At 42.8% G+C, this 22,048-nt stretch carries 20 protein-coding genes and 2 tRNA genes; 21 read left to right on the top strand and 1 reads right to left on the bottom strand.

The features are described 5' to 3' along the window. Window positions 1-649: 649 nt before the first annotated feature. The 21 genes from sdhC to P3L40_RS16235 all read left to right on the top strand — a co-directional run bounded on the left by sdhC (window position 650) and on the right by P3L40_RS16235 (window position 20,584). Window positions 650-1,039, top strand: coding sequence for a succinate dehydrogenase cytochrome b556 subunit (gene sdhC, locus P3L40_RS16335; protein ID WP_004256840.1), 390 nt, complete (start codon window positions 650-652; stop codon window positions 1,037-1,039). Beyond that, window positions 1,033-1,377, top strand: a complete 345-nt coding sequence (gene sdhD / locus P3L40_RS16330; RefSeq protein ID WP_004256832.1) for a succinate dehydrogenase membrane anchor subunit — start codon at window positions 1,033-1,035, stop codon at window positions 1,375-1,377. The genes sdhC and sdhD overlap by 7 nt, the downstream gene beginning before the upstream one ends. Beyond that, window positions 1,378-3,144, top strand: a complete 1,767-nt coding sequence (gene sdhA, locus P3L40_RS16325) for a succinate dehydrogenase flavoprotein subunit (protein WP_136135423.1) — start codon at window positions 1,378-1,380, stop codon at window positions 3,142-3,144. 35 nt (window positions 3,145-3,179) lie between these two features. Next, a complete protein-coding gene (locus tag P3L40_RS16320) occupies window positions 3,180-3,896 on the top strand; it encodes a succinate dehydrogenase iron-sulfur subunit (RefSeq protein ID WP_004256824.1) in 717 nt (238 codons plus the stop codon). 498 nt (window positions 3,897-4,394) lie between these two features. Then, a complete protein-coding gene (gene sucA / locus P3L40_RS16315) occupies window positions 4,395-7,208 on the top strand; it encodes a 2-oxoglutarate dehydrogenase E1 component (protein WP_094961833.1) in 2,814 nt (937 codons plus the stop codon). Window positions 7,209-7,222: 14 nt separating this feature from the next. After that, the gene (odhB, locus tag P3L40_RS16310) at window positions 7,223-8,434 is read left to right on the top strand and encodes a 2-oxoglutarate dehydrogenase complex dihydrolipoyllysine-residue succinyltransferase (protein WP_004256815.1); all 1,212 of its coding nucleotides are present in this window, start codon (window positions 7,223-7,225) and stop codon (window positions 8,432-8,434) included. 132 nt (window positions 8,435-8,566) lie between these two features. Beyond that, window positions 8,567-9,733, top strand: coding sequence for an ADP-forming succinate--CoA ligase subunit beta (sucC, locus tag P3L40_RS16305; protein ID WP_004256812.1), 1,167 nt, complete (start codon window positions 8,567-8,569; stop codon window positions 9,731-9,733). After that, window positions 9,733-10,605, top strand: coding sequence for a succinate--CoA ligase subunit alpha (gene sucD, locus P3L40_RS16300; RefSeq protein ID WP_004256808.1), 873 nt, complete (start codon window positions 9,733-9,735; stop codon window positions 10,603-10,605). The genes sucC and sucD overlap by 1 nt, the downstream gene beginning before the upstream one ends. Window positions 10,606-11,446: 841 nt before the next feature. Continuing rightward, window positions 11,447-13,015, top strand: coding sequence for a cytochrome ubiquinol oxidase subunit I (cydA, locus tag P3L40_RS16295; protein WP_004256799.1), 1,569 nt, complete (start codon window positions 11,447-11,449; stop codon window positions 13,013-13,015). A 14-nt stretch (window positions 13,016-13,029) separates the two neighbouring features. After that, a complete protein-coding gene (gene cydB / locus P3L40_RS16290) occupies window positions 13,030-14,169 on the top strand; it encodes a cytochrome d ubiquinol oxidase subunit II (protein ID WP_004256794.1) in 1,140 nt (379 codons plus the stop codon). A gap of 11 nt (window positions 14,170-14,180) precedes the next feature. Beyond that, entirely contained in the window at window positions 14,181-14,294 is a 114-nt protein-coding gene (gene cydX / locus P3L40_RS16285; RefSeq protein WP_004256792.1) for a cytochrome bd-I oxidase subunit CydX, read from the top strand. A 5-nt stretch (window positions 14,295-14,299) separates the two neighbouring features. Next, window positions 14,300-14,587, top strand: coding sequence for a cyd operon protein YbgE (gene ybgE / locus P3L40_RS16280; protein WP_004256791.1), 288 nt, complete (start codon window positions 14,300-14,302; stop codon window positions 14,585-14,587). A 134-nt stretch (window positions 14,588-14,721) separates the two neighbouring features. Continuing rightward, window positions 14,722-15,117: a tol-pal system-associated acyl-CoA thioesterase gene (gene ybgC / locus P3L40_RS16275; protein ID WP_094961834.1), complete on the top strand. Its 396-nt coding sequence runs from the start codon at window positions 14,722-14,724 to the stop codon at window positions 15,115-15,117. Next, on the top strand, window positions 15,114-15,797 hold the full coding sequence (gene tolQ / locus P3L40_RS16270; protein ID WP_004256787.1) for a Tol-Pal system protein TolQ: 684 nt from the start codon (window positions 15,114-15,116) through the stop codon (window positions 15,795-15,797). Before ybgC ends, tolQ begins: the two co-directional genes overlap by 4 nt. 18 nt (window positions 15,798-15,815) lie before the next feature. Next, window positions 15,816-16,238 carry a colicin uptake protein TolR gene (tolR, locus tag P3L40_RS16265; protein WP_004256786.1) on the top strand — a complete coding sequence of 141 codons (423 nt, stop codon included), beginning with the start codon at window positions 15,816-15,818 and terminating at the stop codon, window positions 16,236-16,238. Between the two features lie 51 nt (window positions 16,239-16,289). Further along, a complete protein-coding gene (tolA, locus tag P3L40_RS16260) occupies window positions 16,290-17,408 on the top strand; it encodes a cell envelope integrity protein TolA (protein WP_004256784.1) in 1,119 nt (372 codons plus the stop codon). Between the two features lie 146 nt (window positions 17,409-17,554). Beyond that, entirely contained in the window at window positions 17,555-18,847 is a 1,293-nt protein-coding gene (gene tolB, locus P3L40_RS16255; protein ID WP_004256782.1) for a Tol-Pal system beta propeller repeat protein TolB, read from the top strand. A gap of 44 nt (window positions 18,848-18,891) precedes the next feature. After that, the gene (pal, locus tag P3L40_RS16250; protein ID WP_004909091.1) at window positions 18,892-19,389 is read left to right on the top strand and encodes a peptidoglycan-associated lipoprotein Pal; all 498 of its coding nucleotides are present in this window, start codon (window positions 18,892-18,894) and stop codon (window positions 19,387-19,389) included. A gap of 22 nt (window positions 19,390-19,411) precedes the next feature. Next, on the top strand, window positions 19,412-20,203 hold the full coding sequence (gene cpoB, locus P3L40_RS16245; RefSeq protein ID WP_004256777.1) for a cell division protein CpoB: 792 nt from the start codon (window positions 19,412-19,414) through the stop codon (window positions 20,201-20,203). A gap of 196 nt (window positions 20,204-20,399) precedes the next feature. Beyond that, window positions 20,400-20,475: transfer RNA gene (locus tag P3L40_RS16240), tRNA-Lys, on the top strand. 33 nt (window positions 20,476-20,508) lie between these two features. Then, window positions 20,509-20,584: transfer RNA gene (locus P3L40_RS16235), tRNA-Lys, on the top strand. A gap of 269 nt (window positions 20,585-20,853) precedes the next feature. On the opposite strand, the gene P3L40_RS16230 is transcribed toward P3L40_RS16235, so the two are convergent. Further along, window positions 20,854-21,723, bottom strand: a complete 870-nt coding sequence (locus tag P3L40_RS16230; protein WP_136135421.1) for an aminoglycoside 6-adenylyltransferase — start codon at window positions 21,721-21,723, stop codon at window positions 20,854-20,856. Window positions 21,724-22,048: the final 325 nt, after the last annotated feature.

Genomic DNA, 22,048 nt, shown 5'->3' with positions numbered 1-22,048 from the left:
ATCGACACCCAACAACCCAGAAGCCCAGCGTTATACTGCGTCTTCGTGCATTGTTCTACCGGTATGCTTTGGAAATCAGCTAGCTATCACATAAAACCTGAAATCTGAGACCGATGACAATGTAGTTAGGTTGTTTATGAGTGTGTAGATGTTATGTTCTTTTTGTTGTTTTCCCTACAATATCATTATTTGTGGTAAGAGGAACAACTTTCATAACTTTTGTTATTAATACCCATCATAGTTCAAATTGAAGAGTACTTAACATTGCAACATTCACGTTTTTTTCTTTTACGATGAAGTGTCAACAGCACCGTTAAGATAATTCTGCCAGACCTATATGTAAGATAAATGTTGAATCATTGTCAAATAAGATAAGCACATTTATACAAAATGTTTAAATCGTGATCCTTCTCACTGTTCGGGCTAAATGTCTCCAAACATTTTGTGTGGGAATTGTAATGGCATTGTGAAGACTTTATACTAGCGGCAGGTCTCCGGATTACCCTGTAGTAGGAGTTCCCAGCGTGATCAGTATGCAACTTTATTTAAACATGATGGATTAGAGTTTGTGTTAAGTTGCATTTTGTACCCCCTGTCGCTGTCTGATTTCCACCCCAGGTCCGGAGGATGGAAAATAATAAAGAGCTGTGTGGGCAAAATTGTGAAAAAACAAAGACCTGTCAACCTTGATTTGCAGACGATTCACTTCCCGATCACTGCAATATCTTCGATCTTGCACCGTGTCTCTGGCGTCATTACTCTCATCGCAGTTGGTATTCTGCTTTGGTTGTTAGGGACATCTCTCTCCTCTCCAGAAGGTTTTCAATACGCGTCTGAAATAATGACTGGCTTTTTTGCTAAGTTCATTCTTTGGGGCATCTTGACAGCATTGGCTTACCACATCTGTGGTGGTATTCGTCATATGCTAATGGATTTCGGTTGTGTTGATGAAACGCTTGCTGCTGGTAACTCATCTGCAAAAATTACATTTGTCATTACCGTGATTTTAGCAATTCTGGCGGGGGTTTTAGTATGGTAAGTAATGCTTCAGCTTTAGGCCGTACTGGTATCCAGGACTGGCTATTAATCCGTGGTTCTGCGATTGTCATCGCGCTCTATGTACTCTACATTGTTGGTTTTGTTGCTATTAATGACATTACCTATGACGTCTGGCGTGGCTTTTTCGCCTCTTCTGTGACGAAAGTATTCACTATCCTCACGTTGTTCTCGATTCTTGTCCATGCGTGGATTGGCATGTGGCAGGTGCTGACTGACTACGTTAAGCCTTTAGCAATTCGTTTAGTGTTGCAACTGGCTATCGTTGTAGGTCTGTTGGCTTATTTAATTTACGGAACAATTGTTGTGTGGGGTGCATAAATGAATCTGCCAATCAGAGAGTTTGACGCTATCGTTATCGGTGCTGGTGGCGCAGGTATGCGTGCTGCACTGCAAATTTCACAGTTGGGTCTGTCATGTGCTCTGCTGTCAAAAGTCTTTCCAACCCGTTCTCATACTGTTTCAGCGCAAGGCGGTATTACTGTTGCGTTAGGTAATACTCACCCTGATAACTGGGAATGGCACATGTACGATACCGTGAAAGGTTCCGACTACATCGGTGACCAAGACGCTATTGAATACATGTGTAAAACAGGGCCAGAGGCTATCCTTGAATTAGAGCATATGGGGTTGCCATTCTCTCGCCTTGATGACGGAAGTATTTATCAACGTCCATTTGGTGGTCAGTCTAAAAACTTCGGTGGTGAGCAAGCTGCACGTACTGCGGCTGCGGCTGACCGTACTGGCCACGCACTGTTACATACCTTGTATCAGCAGAACTTAAAGAACCACACGACCATTTTTTCTGAATGGTATGCCCTTGATTTAGTTAAAAACCAAGATGGCGATGTTGTAGGTTGTACTGCAATTTGTATGGAAACAGGCGAATTAGTTTATTTCAAAGCGAAAGCAACTATTTTAGCAACCGGTGGTGCTGGGCGTATTTACCAATCAACCACTAACGCACACATCAATACAGGTGATGGTGTGGGGATGGCTGCTCGTGCAGGTGTTCCACTACAAGATATGGAAATGTGGCAGTTCCACCCAACGGGTATCGCAGGTGCGGGTGTTCTCGTTACTGAAGGCTGCCGTGGTGAAGGTGGTTACTTGCTGAACAAAGACGGTGAGCGTTTCATGGAACGTTATGCGCCGAATGCGAAAGACCTTGCGGGTCGTGACGTTGTTGCGCGTTCTATCATGATTGAAATTCGTGAAGGTCGTGGTTGCGATGGCCCATGGGGTCCACATGCTAAACTGAAATTGGATCACTTAGGAAAAGAAGTTCTGGAATCTCGTTTACCAGGTATTCTTGAGTTATCTCGTACCTTTGCTCACGTTGACCCAATCAAAGAGCCAATCCCAGTAATTCCTACTTGCCACTACATGATGGGTGGTATTCCGACTAAAGTTACAGGCCAAGCCATTCGTTATAACGAAAAAGGTGAAGATGAAGTCATTCCTGGCTTGTTTGCAGTCGGCGAAATTGCCTGTGTATCAGTACACGGCGCTAACCGATTAGGCGGTAACTCACTCCTCGACTTAGTGGTATTTGGTCGTTCAGCGGGTCTGCATTTGAAAGAGTCCATCATGGAACAAGGTTCAATGCGTGATGCGTCTGAATCTGATATCGATGCAGCGATGACACGTTTTAACCGTTGGGAAGGTGCACGTACTGGTGAAGACCCAACTGAAATCCGTAAAGCACTGCAAACCTGTATGCAGCATAACTTCTCGGTATTCCGCGAAGGCGATGCCATGGCGAAAGGTTTAGACGAGCTGAAAGTGATTCGTGAGCGCCTGCAAAATGCACGTCTTGATGATACCTCGACTGAGTTTAATACTCAGCGTATCGAATGTTTAGAACTGGATAACCTGATGGAAACGGCTTATGCAACGGCACAAGCTGCAAACTTCCGTACAGAAAGCCGTGGTGCGCATAGCCGCTTTGACTACCCAGAGCGAGATGATGCGAATTGGTTATGTCACTCATTATATTTACCGCAATCTGAAACGATGACGCGTCGTGAAGTCAACATGCAGCCAAAACTGCGTGAAGCCTTCCCACCGAAAATTCGTACCTACTAATGCGTGGTGTTAATCCAGTTGCGGAGAAATAAACTATGAAATTACAATTTTCGATTTATCGCTACAATCCTGATGTGGACAACGCACCACGTATGCAAGATTACACGCTAGAAGTTCCTGAAGGGCGTGACATGATGTTGCTGGATGCGTTAATCCAAATTAAAGAGCAAGACCCAACATTATCCTTCCGTCGTTCTTGTCGTGAAGGGGTATGTGGTTCTGATGGTCTGAACATGAACGGTAAAAACGGGTTGGCATGTATTACGCCATTATCCGCGTTAATCCGTGGTGGGAAGAAAATTGTCATTCGCCCATTACCAGGTCTGCCTGTTGTACGTGACCTGATCATCGATATGACACAATTCTATACCCAATATGAAAAAATTCGTCCATATCTTATTAATGATAATAAGAATCCACCGGCGCGTGAGAATTTACAAACTCCTGCACAACGTGAAAAACTCGATGGTTTATATGAGTGTATTTTGTGTGCATGTTGTTCGACTTCTTGCCCATCTTTCTGGTGGAATCCGGACAAGTTTATCGGGCCTGCAGGCTTGCTGGCGGCGTATCGCTTCTTAATTGATAGCCGTGATACAGAAACCGATTCGCGATTAGATGATCTGAACGACGCTTTTAGTGTCTTCCGCTGTCATAGCATCATGAATTGTGTCAATGTATGCCCTAAAGGACTAAATCCAACGAAAGCTATCGGTCATATTAAATCTATGTTACTAAAACATAGTGCTTAATGATGCATATTTAACCCGCAGTGCTCAGGTACTGTGGGTTAAAATGAAATAGCACAAAATAAAAACATAAGTTAAAAGAAACGCGTAAAGTAAAAACAATGACATGATTTAAATGCGCGGAAGCTCACAAAAGCGCGAAAACGAAATACCAACAAAGAGCGTCAGAAAGTAACATTGTCACCCATAAAAAGTAGTACTTATTAAAACGTTGTCATTACAAAAGCGTAAAAAAGTGAAAGCAAAGAAAGTAACAGCAAAAAGTAGAAAAAATAGCCAACTGCAAAAAAAGATGAAGACGACAGCCCAAGCATAGGGGCCTTTAAAAACCGCAGCCAGTTTTTAAAGGTTCCTTAAAAGGGAAACCCTTACTGATAAAGGGCCTCCCAAAGAGAGAACATGCATAAAGCACGTCCAAGAGAACCTTTATCGAGGTCGCTTAAATGCGGCGATTAGTTAACCACGGCGAAAACTAAAGCTTTAAAAGCTTAAGGGATCACAATGCAGAACGGCGTAATGAAGGACTGGCTGGATTCAAGCTTTCTGGCAGGCGCGAACCAGACTTATATAGAACAGCTCTATGAAGATTATCTGACTGACCCTAACTCTGTCGATGCCGAGTGGAAAGCAATTTTTGATCAACTACCTGGTGCGGCATTAGGTACTAGCGGTGAACAATTCCACTCCCAAGCGCGCGATTACTTCCGTCGCTTAGCAAAAGACTCTACACGTTATCACACCTCTGTTAGCGATCCAGCTATCGACGCAAAACAAGTTAAAGTTTTGCAATTAATCAATGCGTTCCGCTTCCGCGGGCACCAAAATGCGAATCTTGACCCGTTAGGTCTTTGGAAACGTGAATCTGTTCCAGATTTAGACCCCGCATTCCACAACCTGACGAAAGAAGACTTCAACGAAACCTTCAATGTGGGTTCATTTGCTATTGGCAAAGAAACCATGAAGCTGAGTGAGCTATATGAGCACCTGAAACGTATTTATTGCGGTTCTATCGGTGCTGAATATATGCATATCACAAATACAGAAGAAAAACGTTGGATTCAGCAGCGTCTTGAATCTGTAGACGTATCTAAAATTTTCTCAGTAGAAGAGAAAAAACGCTTCTTAGCAGAATTAACGGCAGCTGAAGGGCTTGAGCGTTACATTGGGGCTAAATTCCCAGGTGCCAAGCGTTTCTCATTGGAAGGTGGTGATTCACTAATCCCAATGCTGAAAGATTTAATCCACCACGCAGGCAAGCAAGATACCCGTGAAGTTGTTTTGGGTATGGCTCACCGTGGTCGTTTAAACGTTCTAGTTAATATCTTAGGTAAAAAACCTGGCGAATTATTTGATGAGTTCGCGGGCAAACATAAAGATCACTCTAGTGCGGGTGACGTTAAGTATCACCAAGGTTTCTCCTCTGATTTTGAAACCGCAGGTTCTCGTGTTCACTTAGCATTAGCATTTAACCCATCTCACCTTGAGATTGTTAGCCCTGTGGTTATTGGTTCAGTACGTGCTCGTCGTGACCGTCTGGATGAAGGCCGCAGCAATATGGTTCTGCCAATTACCATTCATGGTGACTCAGCAGTAACTGGCCAAGGCGTTGTGCAAGAAACATTAAATATGTCTCAAGCACGTGGTTATGAAGTTGGCGGTACAATGCGTATCGTAATTAACAACCAAATTGGTTTCACTACTTCAAATCCAAAAGATACACGTTCAACCGAATACTGTACTGACATCGTAAAAATGGTGCAGGCGCCAATTTTCCACGTGAATGCAGATGACCCTGAAGCAGTGGCATTTGTAACACGTTTGGCACTGGATTTCCGTAACACGTTCAAACGTGATGTTATGATTGATTTAGTATGCTATCGCCGTCATGGTCATAACGAAGCGGATGAGCCAAGTGCAACTCAGCCAGTGATGTATCAAAAAATCAAACAGCACCCAACACCACGTAAAATTTATGCAGACCGTTTAATTGCAGAAAATGTGTTAAGTGCTAATGATGTCACTGAAATGGTTAATCTGTATCGTGATGCGTTAGATGCGGGTAACTGTGTGGTTGAAGAATACCGTGAAATGGGTCTGAACTCATACACATGGGCTCCATATTTAAACCATGAATGGGATGCATCATACAAATCAACCGTTGATATTAAACGCCTAACTGAACTGGCAACTAAAGTCAGTACTATTCCAGAAGGCGTGGTTGCGCAATCTCGTGTTGAGAAAATTTATGCTGACCGTGCCGAAATGGCAAAAGGTGAGAAACTTCTCGACTGGGGTGCTGCTGAAACTTTAGCGTACGCAACATTGGTTGATGAAGGTGTTCCAGTACGTTTATCGGGTGAAGATGCGGGCCGTGGTACATTCTTCCATCGCCATGCAGTTATTCACAATCAAACGAATGGTTCAGTTTACGTCCCACTGCAGAATATCCATAACGGCCAAGGTGTCTTTAATGTTTGGGACTCTGTTCTGACTGAAAACGCCGTATTAGCATTCGAATATGGTTATGCAACGACAGAACCACGCGCATTGACTATTTGGGAAGCACAATTCGGTGACTTCGCTAACTGTGCGCAAGTGGTTATCGACCAATTCATTAGCTCTGGTGAGCAAAAATGGGGTCGTATGTGTGGTCTGGTAATGCTACTGCCTCATGGTTATGAAGGTCAGGGGCCAGAGCACTCATCTGCACGTTTAGAACGTTACCTGCAACTGTGTGCTGACCAAAACATGCAAGTGTGTGTGCCATCAACACCAGCTCAGGTTTATCACATGTTACGTCGCCAAGCCTTACGTGGAATGCGCCGTCCTCTGATTGTGATGTCACCAAAATCTCTGCTGCGTCACCCGTTAGCGGTTTCTAGCATGGAAGAATTGGCTAATGGTACATTTGAGCCAGTTATCGGTGAAATCGATGAAATCAATCCGAAAAATGTGAAACGCGTCGTTCTGTGTTCAGGGAAAGTCTATTACGATCTGTTAGAACAGCGTCGTAAAAATGAACAAACTGACGTTGCTATCGTGCGTATCGAACAGCTATATCCGTTCCCACACGAAGATATCCAAAAAGCGTTGGCGCAATTTACTGATGTAAAAGACTTTGTATGGTGTCAAGAAGAGCCATTAAACCAAGGTGCTTGGTATTGCAGTCAACATAACTTCCGTGAAGCTATCCCAGCTGGGGCAACTTTACGTTATGCAGGTCGAGCTGCTTCTTCATCTCCAGCAGTTGGCTATACGTCCGTACACCAGGAACAACAAAAAGCCCTGGTTAATGACGCTTTGAACATTGAATAATTAAAGGATAGAAAATGAGTAGCGTAGAAATTCTTGTTCCCGATCTTCCTGAGTCCGTTGCAGATGCTACGGTTGCCACATGGCATAAAAAACCAGGTGACAGTGTTCAGCGTGATGAAGTACTGGTTGAGATCGAAACAGATAAAGTCGTATTAGAAGTTCCTGCAAGCGAAGCGGGTGTATTAGAAGCTATCGTTGAAGATGAAGGTGCAACAGTATTGTCTAAGCAGTTACTGGGTCGCATTCGTTTAGGCGATAGCACTGGTATTCCAGCTGAAGTGAAAGAAGCACAAGAGTCAACACCTGCACAACGTCAAACTGCAAGTTTAGAAACAGAAAGCAACGATGCGCTGACACCAGCTATTCGTCGTTTAATTGCAGAGCACGATTTAAACCCTGCGGATATCAAAGGGACTGGCGTTGGCGGTCGTTTAACTCGTGAAGATGTTGAAAAACATTTAGCGGCAAATAAATCTGCGACACCTGCAGCGAAAGCACCAGAAGCGCCACAAGCGCCTTTAGCGCACCGTAGTGAAAAACGTGTTCCAATGACTCGTTTACGTAAACGTATTGCAGAGCGCCTGTTAGAAGCGAAAAATACGACTGCAATGCTGACGACGTTTAACGAAGTCAACATGCAACCAATCAAAGACTTACGTAAACAATATGGCGAAGTATTCGAAAAACGTCATGGTGTTCGTTTAGGCTTTATGTCTTTCTATGTTAAAGCTGCGGTTGAAGCACTGAAACGCTACCCAGAAGTGAATGCTTCTATTGATGGCGATGATGTGGTTTACCATAACTATTTCGATATCAGTATTGCTGTATCAACACCTCGTGGTCTGGTAACGCCAGTGCTGCGTGATGTCGATGCAATGAGCATGGCTGATATCGAGAAGAAAATTAAAGAACTGGCTGTCAAAGGTCGTGACGGTAAATTAACTGTCGAAGACTTAAGTGGTGGTAACTTCACTATCACTAACGGTGGCGTATTCGGTTCTCTGATGTCTACACCTATCATTAACCCACCACAGAGCGCGATTTTAGGCATGCATGCGATTAAAGACCGCCCTATGGCTGTAAATGGTAAGGTAGAAATTCTTCCTATGATGTATTTAGCACTGTCTTACGACCACCGTTTAATCGATGGTAGTGAGTCAGTTGGCTTCTTAGTCGCTATCAAAGATATGCTGGAAGACCCAACTCGTTTACTGCTGGACGTATAGCAACATAACAGGGCAGGGTACAACTTGCCCGGTCTGAAGTAACCGATGCAACCCGTTCGCGGGTTGCTAAATCAGTAACAATTGCAGGAGGCGAATAAACGCCTCTTCAGACTCAATTATGGATAGAACATCATGAATTTACACGAGTACCAGGCAAAACAGTTGTTTGCACGTTATGGGATGCCTGCACCGACAGGTTATGCCTGTTCATCAGTTGCTGAAACCGTCGATGCAGCTAAAAAAATTGGTAACGGCCCATGGGTAATTAAATGCCAAGTTCACGCTGGTGGACGTGGTAAAGCGGGTGGCGTGAAAGTCACTAGCGATATCAATGAAGTTAAAGCGTTTGCAGAACACTGGTTAGGTAAAAACTTAGTTACCTATCAAACAGATGCTAATGGCCAACCAGTAAACCAAATTTTAGTTGAAACTGCGACTGACATTGATAAAGAACTCTATTTAGGTGCTGTTGTTGACCGTAGCACTCGCCGCGTTGTGTTCATGGCTTCTACCGAAGGTGGCGTGGAAATTGAGAAAGTCGCAGAAGAGACCCCAGAGTTAATTCACAAAGCGATTATCGACCCACTGACTGGCCCAATGCCTTTCCAAGGTCGTGAGTTAGCATTCAAATTAGGTCTAACTGGCAAACAAGTTAGCCAATTTGCGAAAATTTTCATGGGCCTAGCAACATTATTCCTAGAACGTGATTTAGCATTAGCTGAAATCAACCCACTGGTTATCAGCACTGCGGGTGATTTAGTTTGCTTAGATGGTAAATTAGGTATCGATAGCAACGCGTTATATCGCCAACCTGAAATCCGTGAACTGCGTGATGAATCACAAGAAGATGCGCGTGAAGCACAAGCAGCTCAGTGGGAACTGAACTATGTTGCATTAGACGGCAACATCGGTTGTATGGTTAACGGTGCAGGCCTTGCAATGGGTACGATGGACATCGTTAAATTACACGGCGGCGCACCAGCTAACTTCTTAGATGTTGGCGGCGGCGCGACAAAAGAGCGTGTAACTGAAGCATTTAAAATCATTCTTTCTGATGAAAACGTGAAAGCGGTTTTTGTTAACATCTTTGGTGGTATCGTTCGTTGCGACCTGATTGCAGACGGCATCATTGGTGCAGTTGAAGAAGTTGGCGTAAATGTACCGGTAGTTGTGCGTTTAGAAGGTAACAATGCAGAGTTAGGTGCTAAAAAACTGGCAGATAGCGGCTTGAACATCATCGCTGCAAATAGCCTGACAGATGCAGCTAAGAAAGCAGTAGCAGCAGCGGAGGCTAAATAATGTCTATTTTAATCGATAAAAACACTAAAGTAATTTGCCAAGGTTTCACTGGTGGTCAAGGTACATTCCACTCAGAACAAGCGATTGCTTATGGCACGCAAATGGTCGGTGGTGTGACTCCAGGTAAAGGTGGCACTGTTCACTTAGGTCTACCTGTATTTAACACTGTTCGTGAAGCTGTAGAAGCAACGGGCGCAACAGCCTCTGTTATCTATGTTCCAGCACCATTTTGTAAAGATTCTATTTTAGAAGCTATCGATGCAGGCATTAAACTGATAATCACCATCACTGAAGGTATCCCAACGTTGGATATGCTGACAGTGAAAGTGAAATTAGACGAAGCAGGCGTTCGTATGATTGGGCCTAACTGCCCAGGTGTTATCACTCCGGGTGAATGTAAGATTGGTATCCAACCTGGTCATATCCATATGCCAGGTAAAGTCGGTATCGTTTCGCGTTCAGGTACGTTGACTTATGAAGCTGTTAAACAAACAACAGATGCAGGCTTAGGTCAATCGACTTGCGTAGGTATTGGTGGTGACCCAATCCCAGGTTCAAACTTCATTGATATCCTGAAATTATTCCAAGCGGATCCGCAAACTGAAGCTATCGTCATGATCGGTGAAATCGGTGGTAACGCAGAAGAAGAAGCGGCGGCTTATATTAAAGAGCACGTCACTAAACCTGTTGTCGGTTACATCGCAGGTGTAACTGCGCCAAAAGGCAAACGTATGGGGCACGCAGGTGCAATCATCGCTGGCGGTAAAGGCACAGCTGATGAGAAATTTGCTGCATTAGAAGCGGCTGGTGTGAAAACCGTTCGTAGCCTTGCAGACATCGGTGATGCAGTAAAATCATTACTGAACAAATAAGTGATTTGCTAGGCAACTAGCAAGAGTAAGAGACGAAAGCCCGTGCTCATGTGAGCGCGGGTTTTTTTATGGTTTACAAAAACATTTCAAACAAATTTTATGTGGTTATGCGGTTTTCTGAAAAGAGTGTCTATACTTAAAAATGCGTATTACAGGCTTATATGAAGGAAAATTGATAATGAGGGGCAATTAGACGAGTAGGGGAGGCGCTAATCGCATTTTGTGCAAAAAATAGCAAAATTGCGGCATGTCAATTTTATAATATTGACGACAATTCAATTAAACCAATATAACCGTTTAGTTGATAAAAACGGCTATATTAATAAAATTCATAATAAGTTTAAAATAAGATACTATTACAAATTAAATATTCTTTTTTCGAGGCTTTAATTCAATGATTATATTTTTTGTTAATCTTTGGAAAAATTAAGAACATTTGTATCATTATCAATAACAGCATTTTAACAAGTAAATAACCATTAATTGACTGACAGGTATATCAATTAACAACAGGAAAAAAATTGACGTAAATCAATTCATTGCCTCTGGCTTTATTTGTTCAAATTGCTTAAATTGGTGCTCGATCAAATACTCGGTTTTCTATTAAAGGGTATAATTATTGATGTAAATTCAGAATTCAAATCTGAGTCACGTAAAAGAAGTTTATTGTGTGTGAAGATAGGCGTACTATTATTATAGTAACGTTTGTTCTTTTAATTTTGTTAATTATTTGTTGTTTTGAGGCATTTTTTGCTGGTAGTTAAGAGGCTTTCTAAGTATTTAAAACTGGAAGCTGGGTTGCCGCAAGTCGGTGTCTTCCTGCTAGGAGCAAGGAGTCAAGATGTTTGATATTGTCGAACTGTCACGATTACAGTTTGCCTTAACTGCGATGTATCACTTCCTGTTCGTACCATTAACGCTAGGTATGGCGTTTTTGCTTGCGATCATGGAAACGGTATATGTACTGTCAGGCAAACAAATTTATAAAGATATGACTAAGTTCTGGGGTAAGTTATTTGGTATTAACTTTGCTCTGGGTGTTGCAACGGGTTTGACCATGGAGTTCCAATTCGGTACTAACTGGTCTTACTACGCTCACTACGTTGGAGATATCTTCGGTGCACCTCTTGCAATCGAAGGTTTGATGGCGTTCTTCTTAGAATCTACCTTTGTTGGTTTATTCTTCTTTGGTTGGGATCGTTTAAGCAAAAAACAACACCTTGCTGTAACATGGTTAGTTGCTTTAGGTTCTAACTTCTCTGCTCTGTGGATTTTGGTCGCGAACGGTTGGATGCAAAACCCAATCGCTGCTGATTTCAACTTTGAAACCATGCGTATGGAAATGGTTAGCTTCTCTGAGCTAGTCTTGAACCCAGTCGCACAAGTTAAATTCGTCCACACAGTTGCTGCAGGTTATTGTACCGGTGCAATGTTTATCTTAGGTATTAGCTCTTACTACCTGCTTAAAGGTCGTGATGTTGCTTTTGCTAAGCGTTCTTTTGCAATTGCGGCAAGTTTTGGTATTGCAGCGGTTCTATCTGTTATCGTTCTTGGTGATGAATCAGGTTACGAAATGGGTGACGTACAAAAAACGAAACTTGCAGCCGTTGAAGCTGAGTGGGAAACTCATGCTCCTCCAGCCGCGTTTAACTTAATCGCTTGGCCAGATACCGAGAAACAAGAAAATAAATTTGCTATCTCGATTCCTTGGGCGATGGGTATCATTGCAACCCGTTCTGTCGACACACCTGTTTTAGGCTTGAAAGACCTAATGAAACAACACGAAGTTCGCATTCGTAACGGTATGATTGCATACGGTCAGTTACAAGAACTTCTTGCAGGTAATAAAGATCCTGAACTGCGTGCGGCATTCGAAGCAAGCAAAAAAGATCTTGGATATGGTCTTCTGTTAAAACAATATGCACCAAATGTTGTTGATGCAACTGAAGCTCAAATCCAAAAAGCAGTGAAAGATAGTATTCCTAACGTTGGGCCTCTGTTCTGGGCATTCCGTATCATGGTTGGTGTTGGCTTCCTGCTACTGTTGATTATTGGCTGGGCATTCCTGTCAGTAGTTCGTAACCGTATTGGTCAAAATAAACTATTGCTGCGTATTGCACTACTCGGTATTCCATTACCATGGATTGCAATTGAATCGGGTTGGTTCGTTGCTGAATATGGTCGTCAGCCATGGGCAATTGGTGAAGTGTTACCGGTTTCGGTTGCACACTCCAACTTGACAACCCATGACCTGATCTTCTCTATGGTATTGATCTGTGGTCTGTACACACTGTTCTTAATTGCTGAAATGTTCTTAATGTTCAAATTCGCTCGTAAAGGGCCAAGTAGCCTGAAAACCGGTCGTTACCACTTTGAACAGAAAAACACTTCTGCACACGACGTTCAGTAAATAGGAGTCCACTTATGTTTGATTATGAAGTTCTTCGATTTGTGTGGTGGATCCTTATCGGTGTATTACTGATTGGGTTTGCTGTCACAGATGGCTTTGACATGGGCGTTGGCTTCTTATTACCTATCTTAGGTAAAACAGATACTGAACGCCGTATCATGATTAATGCAGTTGCACCTCACTGGGATGGTAACCAAGTTTGGTTAATCACCGCGGGTGGTGCTATGTTCGCTGCATGGCCACAAGTTTATGCTGCGGCATTCTCCGGCTTCTATGTCGCTATGATTTTGGTATTAGCAGCACTGTTCTTCCGTCCGGTTGGTTTCGACTACCGTTCAAAACTGGAGAACCCAAAATGGCGTAATATGTGGGACTGGGGTCTGTTTATTGGTGGTTTCGTTCCACCATTAGTTATCGGTGTTGCGTTTGGTAACCTGTTATTAGGTGTTCCACTACAAATCGATAACCAGCAGTACCTGACTTATACAGGTAACCTGTTTGGTCTGCTAAACCCATATGGTCTGTTAGCGGGTGTTGTCGGCTTAATGATGATTGTGACGCAAGGTGCAACTTATTTGCAAATGCGTACCACGGGTGAACTGTACTTACGTGTTCGTAAAGCGACTTATATCTGTGCATTAGTTACTTTAGTTGCTTTCGCAGGCGCAGGTGTTTGGTTAGTAATGGGTATTGATGGTTATGTTGTTACTTCAACTATCGATACATTGAGTGTTTCTAACCCACTCAACAAAACAGTCGCAGTTGAATCAGGTGCTTGGTTGACTAATTTCAACACTTACCCAATTCTGTGGGCGTTGCCTGCTCTAGGTGTAGCACTACCGTTAATCACAATGCTGTTTAGTAAAGCAGACAAAAATGGTTGGGCGTTTGTGAGTTCTTCATTAACTATCGCTTGTATCATTTTAACCTGTGGTGTAGCAATGTTCCCATTCATCATGCCTTCAAGCATCATGCCAAACGCAAGTTTGACCATGTGGGATGCAACATCTAGCTTGTTCACACTGCAAGTGATGACTGTTGTTGCTATTATCTTTGTTCCAATCGTACTGGCATACACCGCATGGTGTTACTACAAAATGTTCGGTCGTTTGGACAAAAACTTCATCGAAGGCAACAAGCACTCGCTGTATTAAGGAGCATAACTATGTGGTATTTCGCCTGGATCCTCGGCACGCTGTTAGCTTGTAGTTTTGCAGTGATTGCAGCATTAGCATTAGAGCACTCAGAAGACTCTAAAACAGCTAAAGATGGTGAGTAATAAAAATGCTGGTGGATAAAACCTATCAGCTATTGGATAAGGGGCCGATAAGGGCCCTTATCCTTATTTTAGCTTTAGTAACTGCAGGTGCAGTCATGTGGGATCCAACCCTATTTGCTGCGAAAACGAGTTCATTTCAGATATGGCAAGGGCTGTTGTTAATATGGGCAACATGTACCGCGATGATTTTTGGTGTGGGTTTTAAACCTAAAAAAGTTATCTTCCGTGCAATTTTCCATCCATTGCCAGCTGCCATCATTCTTATTTGGGGACTTTTTCAGGTCTTTAGATAATTCTAATTGCTAATTATGGGTCAATGGACCCATAATTATTTTTGATATCTTTACTTTCAAAGTGATTCCAAACTGGCACTGTCTTGCGTATAGTGGCACCGTTAATTAATTTAACCTAAGACGGAGTGATTGTTATGTTATTTCGCTGGCCTGTTCGCGTGTATTATGAAGATACAGATGCGGGCGGTGTTGTTTATCATGCACGCTATTTAGCCTTTTTTGAGCGAGCAAGAACCGAAATGCTGCGAAATAAAGGTATCAATCAACAAAGTATGCTTGCTGAAAACCTTGGCTTCGTTGTGCGAAGCATGACAATTGATTTTGTCAAAGGCGCTAAGCTAGATGACCTGCTGGAAGTTGAAACGAAAATTATTGAAATGAAACGCGCTTCATTAACTTTTCAGCAAAGGTTAGTTGATTCGCAAGGTAACCTGCTTTGTGGGGCAAATGCCCTTATTGCTTGTGTGGACACATCAAAAATGAAGCCGATTGCGCTTCCTAAGTCTATTGTCGCGGAGTTTAAACAGTGACTGACATGAATATCCTGGATTTATTCCTTAAAGCGAGCCTTTTGGTTCAGCTCATTATGTTCGTTTTGATCGGTTTTTCTATCGCATCATGGGCGATCATTATTCAAAGAACGAAAATTTTAAATGCGGCAACTCGTGAGGCTGAAGCATTTGAAGATAAGTTCTGGTCAGGTATCGAGTTATCGCGCTTATATAAAGAAAGCCAAGCTCGCCGTGATGAATTGAGTGGTGCCGAACAAATTTTCCATTCTGGTTTTAAAGAGTTCGTTCGTTTACACCAAGCGAATATTCATGCGCCAGATGCGGTTGTCACGGGCGCTTCTCGTGCAATGCGTATCTCAATGAATCGTGAACTTGAATCAGTTGAAGCGCATATCCCATTTTTAGGTACTGTTGGCTCAATTAGCCCTTATATTGGTTTATTTGGTACCGTTTGGGGGATTATGCATGCATTTATTGCATTGGGCGCGGTAAAACAAGCAACATTACAAATGGTTGCACCGGGTATTGCTGAAGCATTGATTGCAACCGCAATTGGTTTGTTTGCAGCGATCCCTGCAGTTATGGCATTTAACCGTTTGAACTTACGTGTCAGCAAATTAGAGCAAAACTACGATAACTTTATGGAAGAGTTTTTAGCCATCTTGCATCGTCAAGCTTTCTCTGCTGATAAGAAATAAGACGGGGGAGATAAGCGAATGGCGCGCACAAGTCGCAGACGTGAGCTGAAATCCGAAATCAACATTGTTCCATTACTGGACGTATTGTTGGTACTGTTGCTGATATTTATGGCAACAGCACCGATTATTTCTCAAAGTGTGGAAGTTGAATTGCCGGATGCAACAGATACACAAACCGTTTCATCAAGTGATAACCCACCGATTATTTTAGAAGTGTCGGGGGTTGGCCAATATAATATGCGTCTTGATGGTGAGGTTCTAGAATTGTTACCACCAGAGCAAATTGCGGCAGAAGCAAAATCTCAATTAGAGAAAAATCCAAAAGCGATTTTCTTGATTGGTGGAGCAAAAGAAGTCCCTTATGAAGAAGTGATTAAGGCGCTGAATATATTACACAGCGCAGGGATAAAATCGGTTGGCTTGATGACTCAGCCTATTTAGGCTGGGTTATTGTCGTTTGAATAAGTCACAATTCTTTTTTTGGATACCAGAGTGGGAAAAACAAAAGAGAAAAAAGATAACTTAAATCGATCATTAGTGATGTCAATTGTATTGCACGTCCTATTGATCGGCTTGATTGTTATAGGCTCTTTAGTTTCCGTCGTCAAACTTGGTGGTGGCGGAGAAGAGGGAACTGTCATCGATGCGGTGATGGTTGACCCTGGCGTGGTTGTTGAGCAGTATGAAGAAATGCAAAGGCAGCAAAATAACGTCAGACAAGCGGCGAAAGAGCGTAAAGAGCAAGAACAAAAGCAAGAGGCTGAGCTTAGAGAGCAGCAAGAAAAGGAACAAAAGCGTCTTCAGCAGCTTGAAGAAGAGCGTATTAAAACTGAGCGTGCAACGGCGGAGCAACAAAAGCAAGCCGAAGAACAACAGAAAAAAGCATTAGAAGCGGCTAAAAAAGCGAAGGAAGAGCAAAAAATAGCTGAAGAAGCTGCCGCGAAAGCGAAAGCAGAAAAAGAAAAATTAATTAAAGAGCAAGCCGCTGAAAAGGCGAAAGCTGAGGCACAAGCTCAGAAAGAAGCAGAAGCGGCGAAAGCCAAAGCTGAAAAAGAAGCTAAAGAGAAAGCCGAAAAAGAAGCCAAGGAAAAAGCAGAAAAGGACGCTAAAGTAAAAGCTGAGAAAGAAGCTAAAGCTAAAGCCGATAAGGAAGCCAAAGAAAAAGCAGATAAAGAAGCGAAAGCCAAAGCGGCAAAAGCTAAGGCTGAGGCTGCAAAAAATGCGGCTTCCGTTGACGATTTGCTTGGTGATTTAACGGCATCAGGCCCTAGCAAGCAAGGTGGCGAAGCTGCAGCTGGAAAAGGTGGCGGTAAAAAATCAGGGGCATCCAATGCTGATGTGGACAGCTATGCTGGTAAAGTCAAAGCGGCTATCCAAAGTAAGTTTTATGATTCAGATACTTTCCGTGGGCGTACTTGTGAACTTCAATTGAAGCTCGCGCCAGATGGGTTATTGGTGAGTATTACACCAAAAAATAGCCCGGCCAATGACGCGGCACTCTGTGATGCAGCAATCCGAGCAGCAAAACTTGCAACGATGCCTAAACCACCTAGCAGAGAAGTCTATGATACGTTTAATAAAGCAGGTAGCACGGTTGTGTTTAAACCTTAATATTCAATAACTCAGAGCAGTCTGTATTGATATTATTAAGGCAATAGCATAAATAGTTTGTGTGGTATCTAGTTTTGTTATTATACCTTTGTTAAAATTCAGCGAATTATTGCGGTAGTAAATAATCCGCAGTAAGGGAGATAAGAATGAAGCAGGCTTTTAAAGTAGTTTTAGGGTTCCTAATGCTATGGGCGACAGTGGCTCAGGCTGAAATACGTATTGAGATCACTGAAGGTGTTAACTCAGCTCAACCTATTGGTGTTGTTCCGTTCAAATGGTCAGGTGCCGGTGCACCACCACAAGAAGTCGGCCAAATAGTCGGTGCTGATTTACGCAATAGCGGGAAATTTAACCCTATCGAACCAAGCCGTATGCCTCAACAACCGGGTACCGCTTCTGAAGTGATTCCTGAAGCGTGGACAGCGTTAGGTATTAACGCAGTTGTTGTGGGGCAAGTACAGCCTGCAGCAGATGGTAGCTTTGTTGTTAGCTATCAGTTAGTCGATGTCGCGGCTAACCCAGGTGCTGTTTTATCTCAGAACCAATATAAAGTAACAAAAGAATGGTTACGTTATGCAGCGCATACTGCAAGTGATGAAGTCTTTGAAAAATTGACAGGTATTCGTGGTGCATTCCGTACACGTATTGCTTATATTGTTGTCAACAAAGGCGGTCAGTACCCATATGAATTACGTGTTTCTGATTACGACGGTTTTAACCAGTTTACGGTTCACCGTTCACCAGAACCTTTGATGTCGCCAGCATGGTCACCAGATGGTGAAAAACTGGCTTATGTTACATTTGAAAGCGGCAGTTCAGCACTTGTCATTCAAACCTTATCGACAGGAGCGGTTCGTCAGGTAGCATCATTCCCTCGTCACAATGGGGCACCTGCATTCTCTCCGGATGGGACTAAACTGGCATTTGCATTGTCTAAAACAGGCAGCTTGAATTTATATGTAATGGACTTAGCGAGTGGGCAAATTCGTCAGGTAACCGATGGTCGTAGTAACAATACCGAGCCAAGCTGGATGCCAGATAGCCAAACTTTAGTCTATACTTCAGATCAGGCAGGACGTCCGCAGATTTATAAAATGAATATTAATGGTGGCAGCCCTGAGCGTGTGTCCTGGGAAGGAACACAAAATCAGGACGCTGATGTTAGCCCGGATGGTACTTTCTTAGTGATGGTCAGCTCCGGTGGCGGTCAGCAACATGTCGCCAAACAAGATCTGGCAACGAATAACGTTGAATTTTTAACGAAAACGTTCCTAGATGAAACGCCGAGTATCGCACCTAACGGCACTATGGTAATTTATAGCTCCTCTCAAGGCTTGGGGACTATATTGCAGCTAGTTTCGACCGACGGGCGTTTCAAAGCGCGTCTTCCGGCTACCGATGGACAGGTTAAATTTCCTGCCTGGTCGCCGTATCTGTGATGCATAATAATAATGTGTGGCAAAAAATATTAAGGATCAAAACGATGCAACTGAATAAAGTGCTTAAAGGGCTGATGATCGCGTTACCAATCATGGCAGTCGCAGCTTGTAGCTCTAACAAAAACAATGACCAAGATGGCGTAGATACTTCTACTAACCAAACTAATACTGGTCTGTCTGCGGAAGAGCTGGCACGTCAGCAAATGGAACAGCTGCAACAAAACAACACTGTTTACTTTGGCTTTGACAAATACAACGTATCTCCAGAGTACGCTGAAATGTTAGATGCACACGCAGCATTCCTGCGTAGCAACCCATCTGTACGTGTTGTTGTTGAAGGTCATGCGGATGAGCGTGGTACTCCAGAATATAACATCGCGCTGGGCGAGCGTCGTGCTAATGCAGTTAAAATGTACCTGCAAAGCAAAGGTGTTTCTGGTGACCAAGTTTCACTGGTTTCTTACGGTAAAGAAAAACCAGCTGTGTTAGGTCACACTGAAGCAGACTACGCGAAAAACCGTCGTGCAGTCATTGCATACTAATAGATAAGCGAAATTATCTATTATGAACAGTAACTTCAGACACTTACTAGTCGGTCTGTCGTTATTGGTTGGCGTAGCGGCCCCTTGGGCCGCTATTGCCCAAGCGCCAATCAACAATGTCGGATCTGGTTCAACAGCAGACCGCCTTACCCAACTTGAGACAGCAGTTAGCTCTCAAGGTCAAATTCTGTATCAAATTCAACAGCAACTCGCTGACAATCAACGCGACATCGACATGTTACGTGGTCAGATTCAAGAAAGTGAATACAAATTGAATCAAGTCATTGAGCGTCAGAAAGATTTATACATGCAATTAGACAATGCGGGCGGTGGTAATTCAGCAACCTCAGGCGATACAGCAACACCTGACACTAGCGCATCAAATGGATCATCTTCCTCAGCGACACCTACGGCAGCGGCCAATACAGGTGGAAATGAGAAAGATGATTACAATGCTGCAGTCAAATTAGCGATGGAAAGCAAATCCAAAGCTCAAATTGACCAAGCAATAGGTGCATTACAAGGTTTTATTAAAGCCTACCCTAAGTCTGGGTATCAATCTAACGCCAACTATTGGCTGGGGCAGTTAAACTACAATAAAGGTAGCAAAGACGATGCTGCTTTTTATTTCGCCACTGTAGTTAAGCAGTATCCTAAATCCCAAAAAAGCAGCGAAGCCTTATATAAAGTTGGGCTGATCATGCAAGATAAGGGACAAAAAGATAAAGCGAAAGCTGTTTACCAGCAGGTATTGAAACAATATCCAAACAGTGCTGGTTCAAAATTAGCCGAAAAAAAGCTGAGTACACTTTAATTTATAGCCCCGAAGCAATATTACCGAATATTTCGGGGTTATCAGTATGATAAGTGCGCATTTAAACTTTTTTTTAAAAAAAATCATTGCACCCTCGTCAGAAATCAGTAATATAGGCCGCCGTTGAGACGAGAATGTGGTTAGCCAAAAATCTCGAGATACAAAAAGAAATTTAGTTGGAAATATTGTTTTAGATGGGTCGTTAGCTCAGTCGGTAGAGCAGTTGACTTTTAATCAATTGGTCGCAGGTTCGAATCCTGCACGACCCACCATCTAAGCAGTAAAAAAATCAGAACTTCCAAGATGGGTCGTTAGCTCAGTCGGTAGAGCAGTTGACTTTTAATCAATTGGTCGCAGGTTCGAATCCTGCACGACCCACCATCTCAAAGCTATTCCTAAACAAACGATCCAAGCCAATACTCACCTAAGTAAACACTCAGTCGTTAAGCCATACCTCGACAAGCTGGTTGCAGGTTCAGCCCGTAGGGCAAATCCGAAGGATTTCAATCCTGCACGACCCACCATCTCAAGCCATTATCAAGCAAGCAATCCAAGTAATATTTACCTAAGTAAGTACTTAGTTGTCTAATCGCTCACAACAATAAAAGCACCGCATTCCTTTGCTGTGCTTCATTTATATTTATCTTATTTTACAGTGTTTCAGGGAGTAGGGCGTTATCCTGCAAAATGCCAATAAGCAGTTCTTGCATTTTTTCTGCCATAAGCTGCATATCATTGAAGCCTTGAAGGCTAGCGAGCTCGGTAGCTACTTCATTAAAGCAGCGCATCAAACACTGAAGAGACAATGAAGCGCTGTGAGCCGTTCCACAATTAAAAATGACCTCCAATGCCTCGATATAGGGTTTAGGCATCCATTCGTGATATTGACGGCCTTTATACCAAACATGCTTACCTTGCAGAGAAACTAGGTTTTCAACTAGTGTGAGAAAATACTGCTTCATATCTGCACTTCGCGACCATGCCACCCATAACTCATTTCGTGTGAGTGCGATGGCGACTTGATGAGCCTCATGCCAAAAATCGGTGATTATCTCGGCAAATTCAGAGGCACTAACAGGCTTTGGCTGTAAAGATGTTGAATTGGCAATTTCAGGCAGGCCATTAGCGATCCCTGTTTTATCCAATAAAACAGTAAAGCCCCGTGAAAATGTCGCATCTAAACCTTCACACTTCATTTTTTCGAGACGCTCAGGTTCTGCAAAAGTGAAATCAACTTTGCGGCCTTCTTCATAGATCACCAAGCAAGTAGGCCAGTCTGGCGCATCATTTTCTTCGTTAAGTAAATGAAGAGCAGCCAAGGGGGTACCAAAGTTATTAACCCAATGTGTTTGTTGGAATAGCTCTGTCACCCCGTGGCCAATCAATTCGATATCAATATCAGAATAACTATCGATATGTTGTTCTCGCCCTCGAGAGCCGGTTAATACCACGGCTTCAATTCTTGGATCGAGCAATGAAACTGAAATAATTTTATTTATTAATAATGCAGGTGATTCCATAACTGACCTAATGAATTAAGTAAGGATGGCTACGATACCGATAAAGAGGTAGAAAAGCGAAGGTTCAAACGTAAAAAGTATGAAAAGAGTACTTAAATGACTAAGTTTTTTCTAAAGTGAGGGAAAGTCGTTAACATTTATAGGAGAGGTATCAGAAATTCGGCTGTGTTAGTACCAAAATTGCCTTAATCGCTAAAAGTATATTACATTAAACATGGGGATGAAAAAGATTACAATGATGATATAGCTAATCTGAATTTACTTTAAGTTTTACTTTTTGAAAGCACTCTGAAATTACTCTGTATTTTATTATTTGTAACTATAT

The sequence above is a fragment of the Providencia sp. PROV040 genome (genome assembly GCF_032706145.1).
Lineage (GTDB): Bacteria > Pseudomonadota > Gammaproteobacteria > Enterobacterales > Enterobacteriaceae > Providencia > Providencia hangzhouensis.
Note: the sequence above shows the minus strand (reverse complement) of the source record. Positions and strands in the feature narration are given on the sequence as shown.

Coding starts and splice junctions, on each gene's coding strand:
- sucC (WP_004256812.1), top strand. CDS start 8,567: ATGAATTTACACGAGTACCAGGCAAAACAGTTGTTTGCACGTTATGGG.
- pal (WP_004909091.1), top strand. CDS start 18,892: ATGCAACTGAATAAAGTGCTTAAAGGGCTGATGATCGCGTTACCAATC.
- cpoB (WP_004256777.1), top strand. CDS start 19,412: ATGAACAGTAACTTCAGACACTTACTAGTCGGTCTGTCGTTATTGGTT.
- odhB (WP_004256815.1), top strand. CDS start 7,223: ATGAGTAGCGTAGAAATTCTTGTTCCCGATCTTCCTGAGTCCGTTGCA.
- sdhA (WP_136135423.1), top strand. CDS start 1,378: ATGAATCTGCCAATCAGAGAGTTTGACGCTATCGTTATCGGTGCTGGT.
- sucA (WP_094961833.1), top strand. CDS start 4,395: ATGCAGAACGGCGTAATGAAGGACTGGCTGGATTCAAGCTTTCTGGCA.
- cydB (WP_004256794.1), top strand. CDS start 13,030: ATGTTTGATTATGAAGTTCTTCGATTTGTGTGGTGGATCCTTATCGGT.
- sdhD (WP_004256832.1), top strand. CDS start 1,033: ATGGTAAGTAATGCTTCAGCTTTAGGCCGTACTGGTATCCAGGACTGG.
- cydA (WP_004256799.1), top strand. CDS start 11,447: ATGTTTGATATTGTCGAACTGTCACGATTACAGTTTGCCTTAACTGCG.
- ybgE (WP_004256791.1), top strand. CDS start 14,300: ATGCTGGTGGATAAAACCTATCAGCTATTGGATAAGGGGCCGATAAGG.
- sucD (WP_004256808.1), top strand. CDS start 9,733: ATGTCTATTTTAATCGATAAAAACACTAAAGTAATTTGCCAAGGTTTC.
- ybgC (WP_094961834.1), top strand. CDS start 14,722: ATGTTATTTCGCTGGCCTGTTCGCGTGTATTATGAAGATACAGATGCG.
- P3L40_RS16230 (WP_136135421.1), bottom strand. CDS start 21,723: ATGGAATCACCTGCATTATTAATAAATAAAATTATTTCAGTTTCATTG.
- tolB (WP_004256782.1), top strand. CDS start 17,555: ATGAAGCAGGCTTTTAAAGTAGTTTTAGGGTTCCTAATGCTATGGGCG.
- cydX (WP_004256792.1), top strand. CDS start 14,181: ATGTGGTATTTCGCCTGGATCCTCGGCACGCTGTTAGCTTGTAGTTTT.
- P3L40_RS16320 (WP_004256824.1), top strand. CDS start 3,180: ATGAAATTACAATTTTCGATTTATCGCTACAATCCTGATGTGGACAAC.
- tolR (WP_004256786.1), top strand. CDS start 15,816: ATGGCGCGCACAAGTCGCAGACGTGAGCTGAAATCCGAAATCAACATT.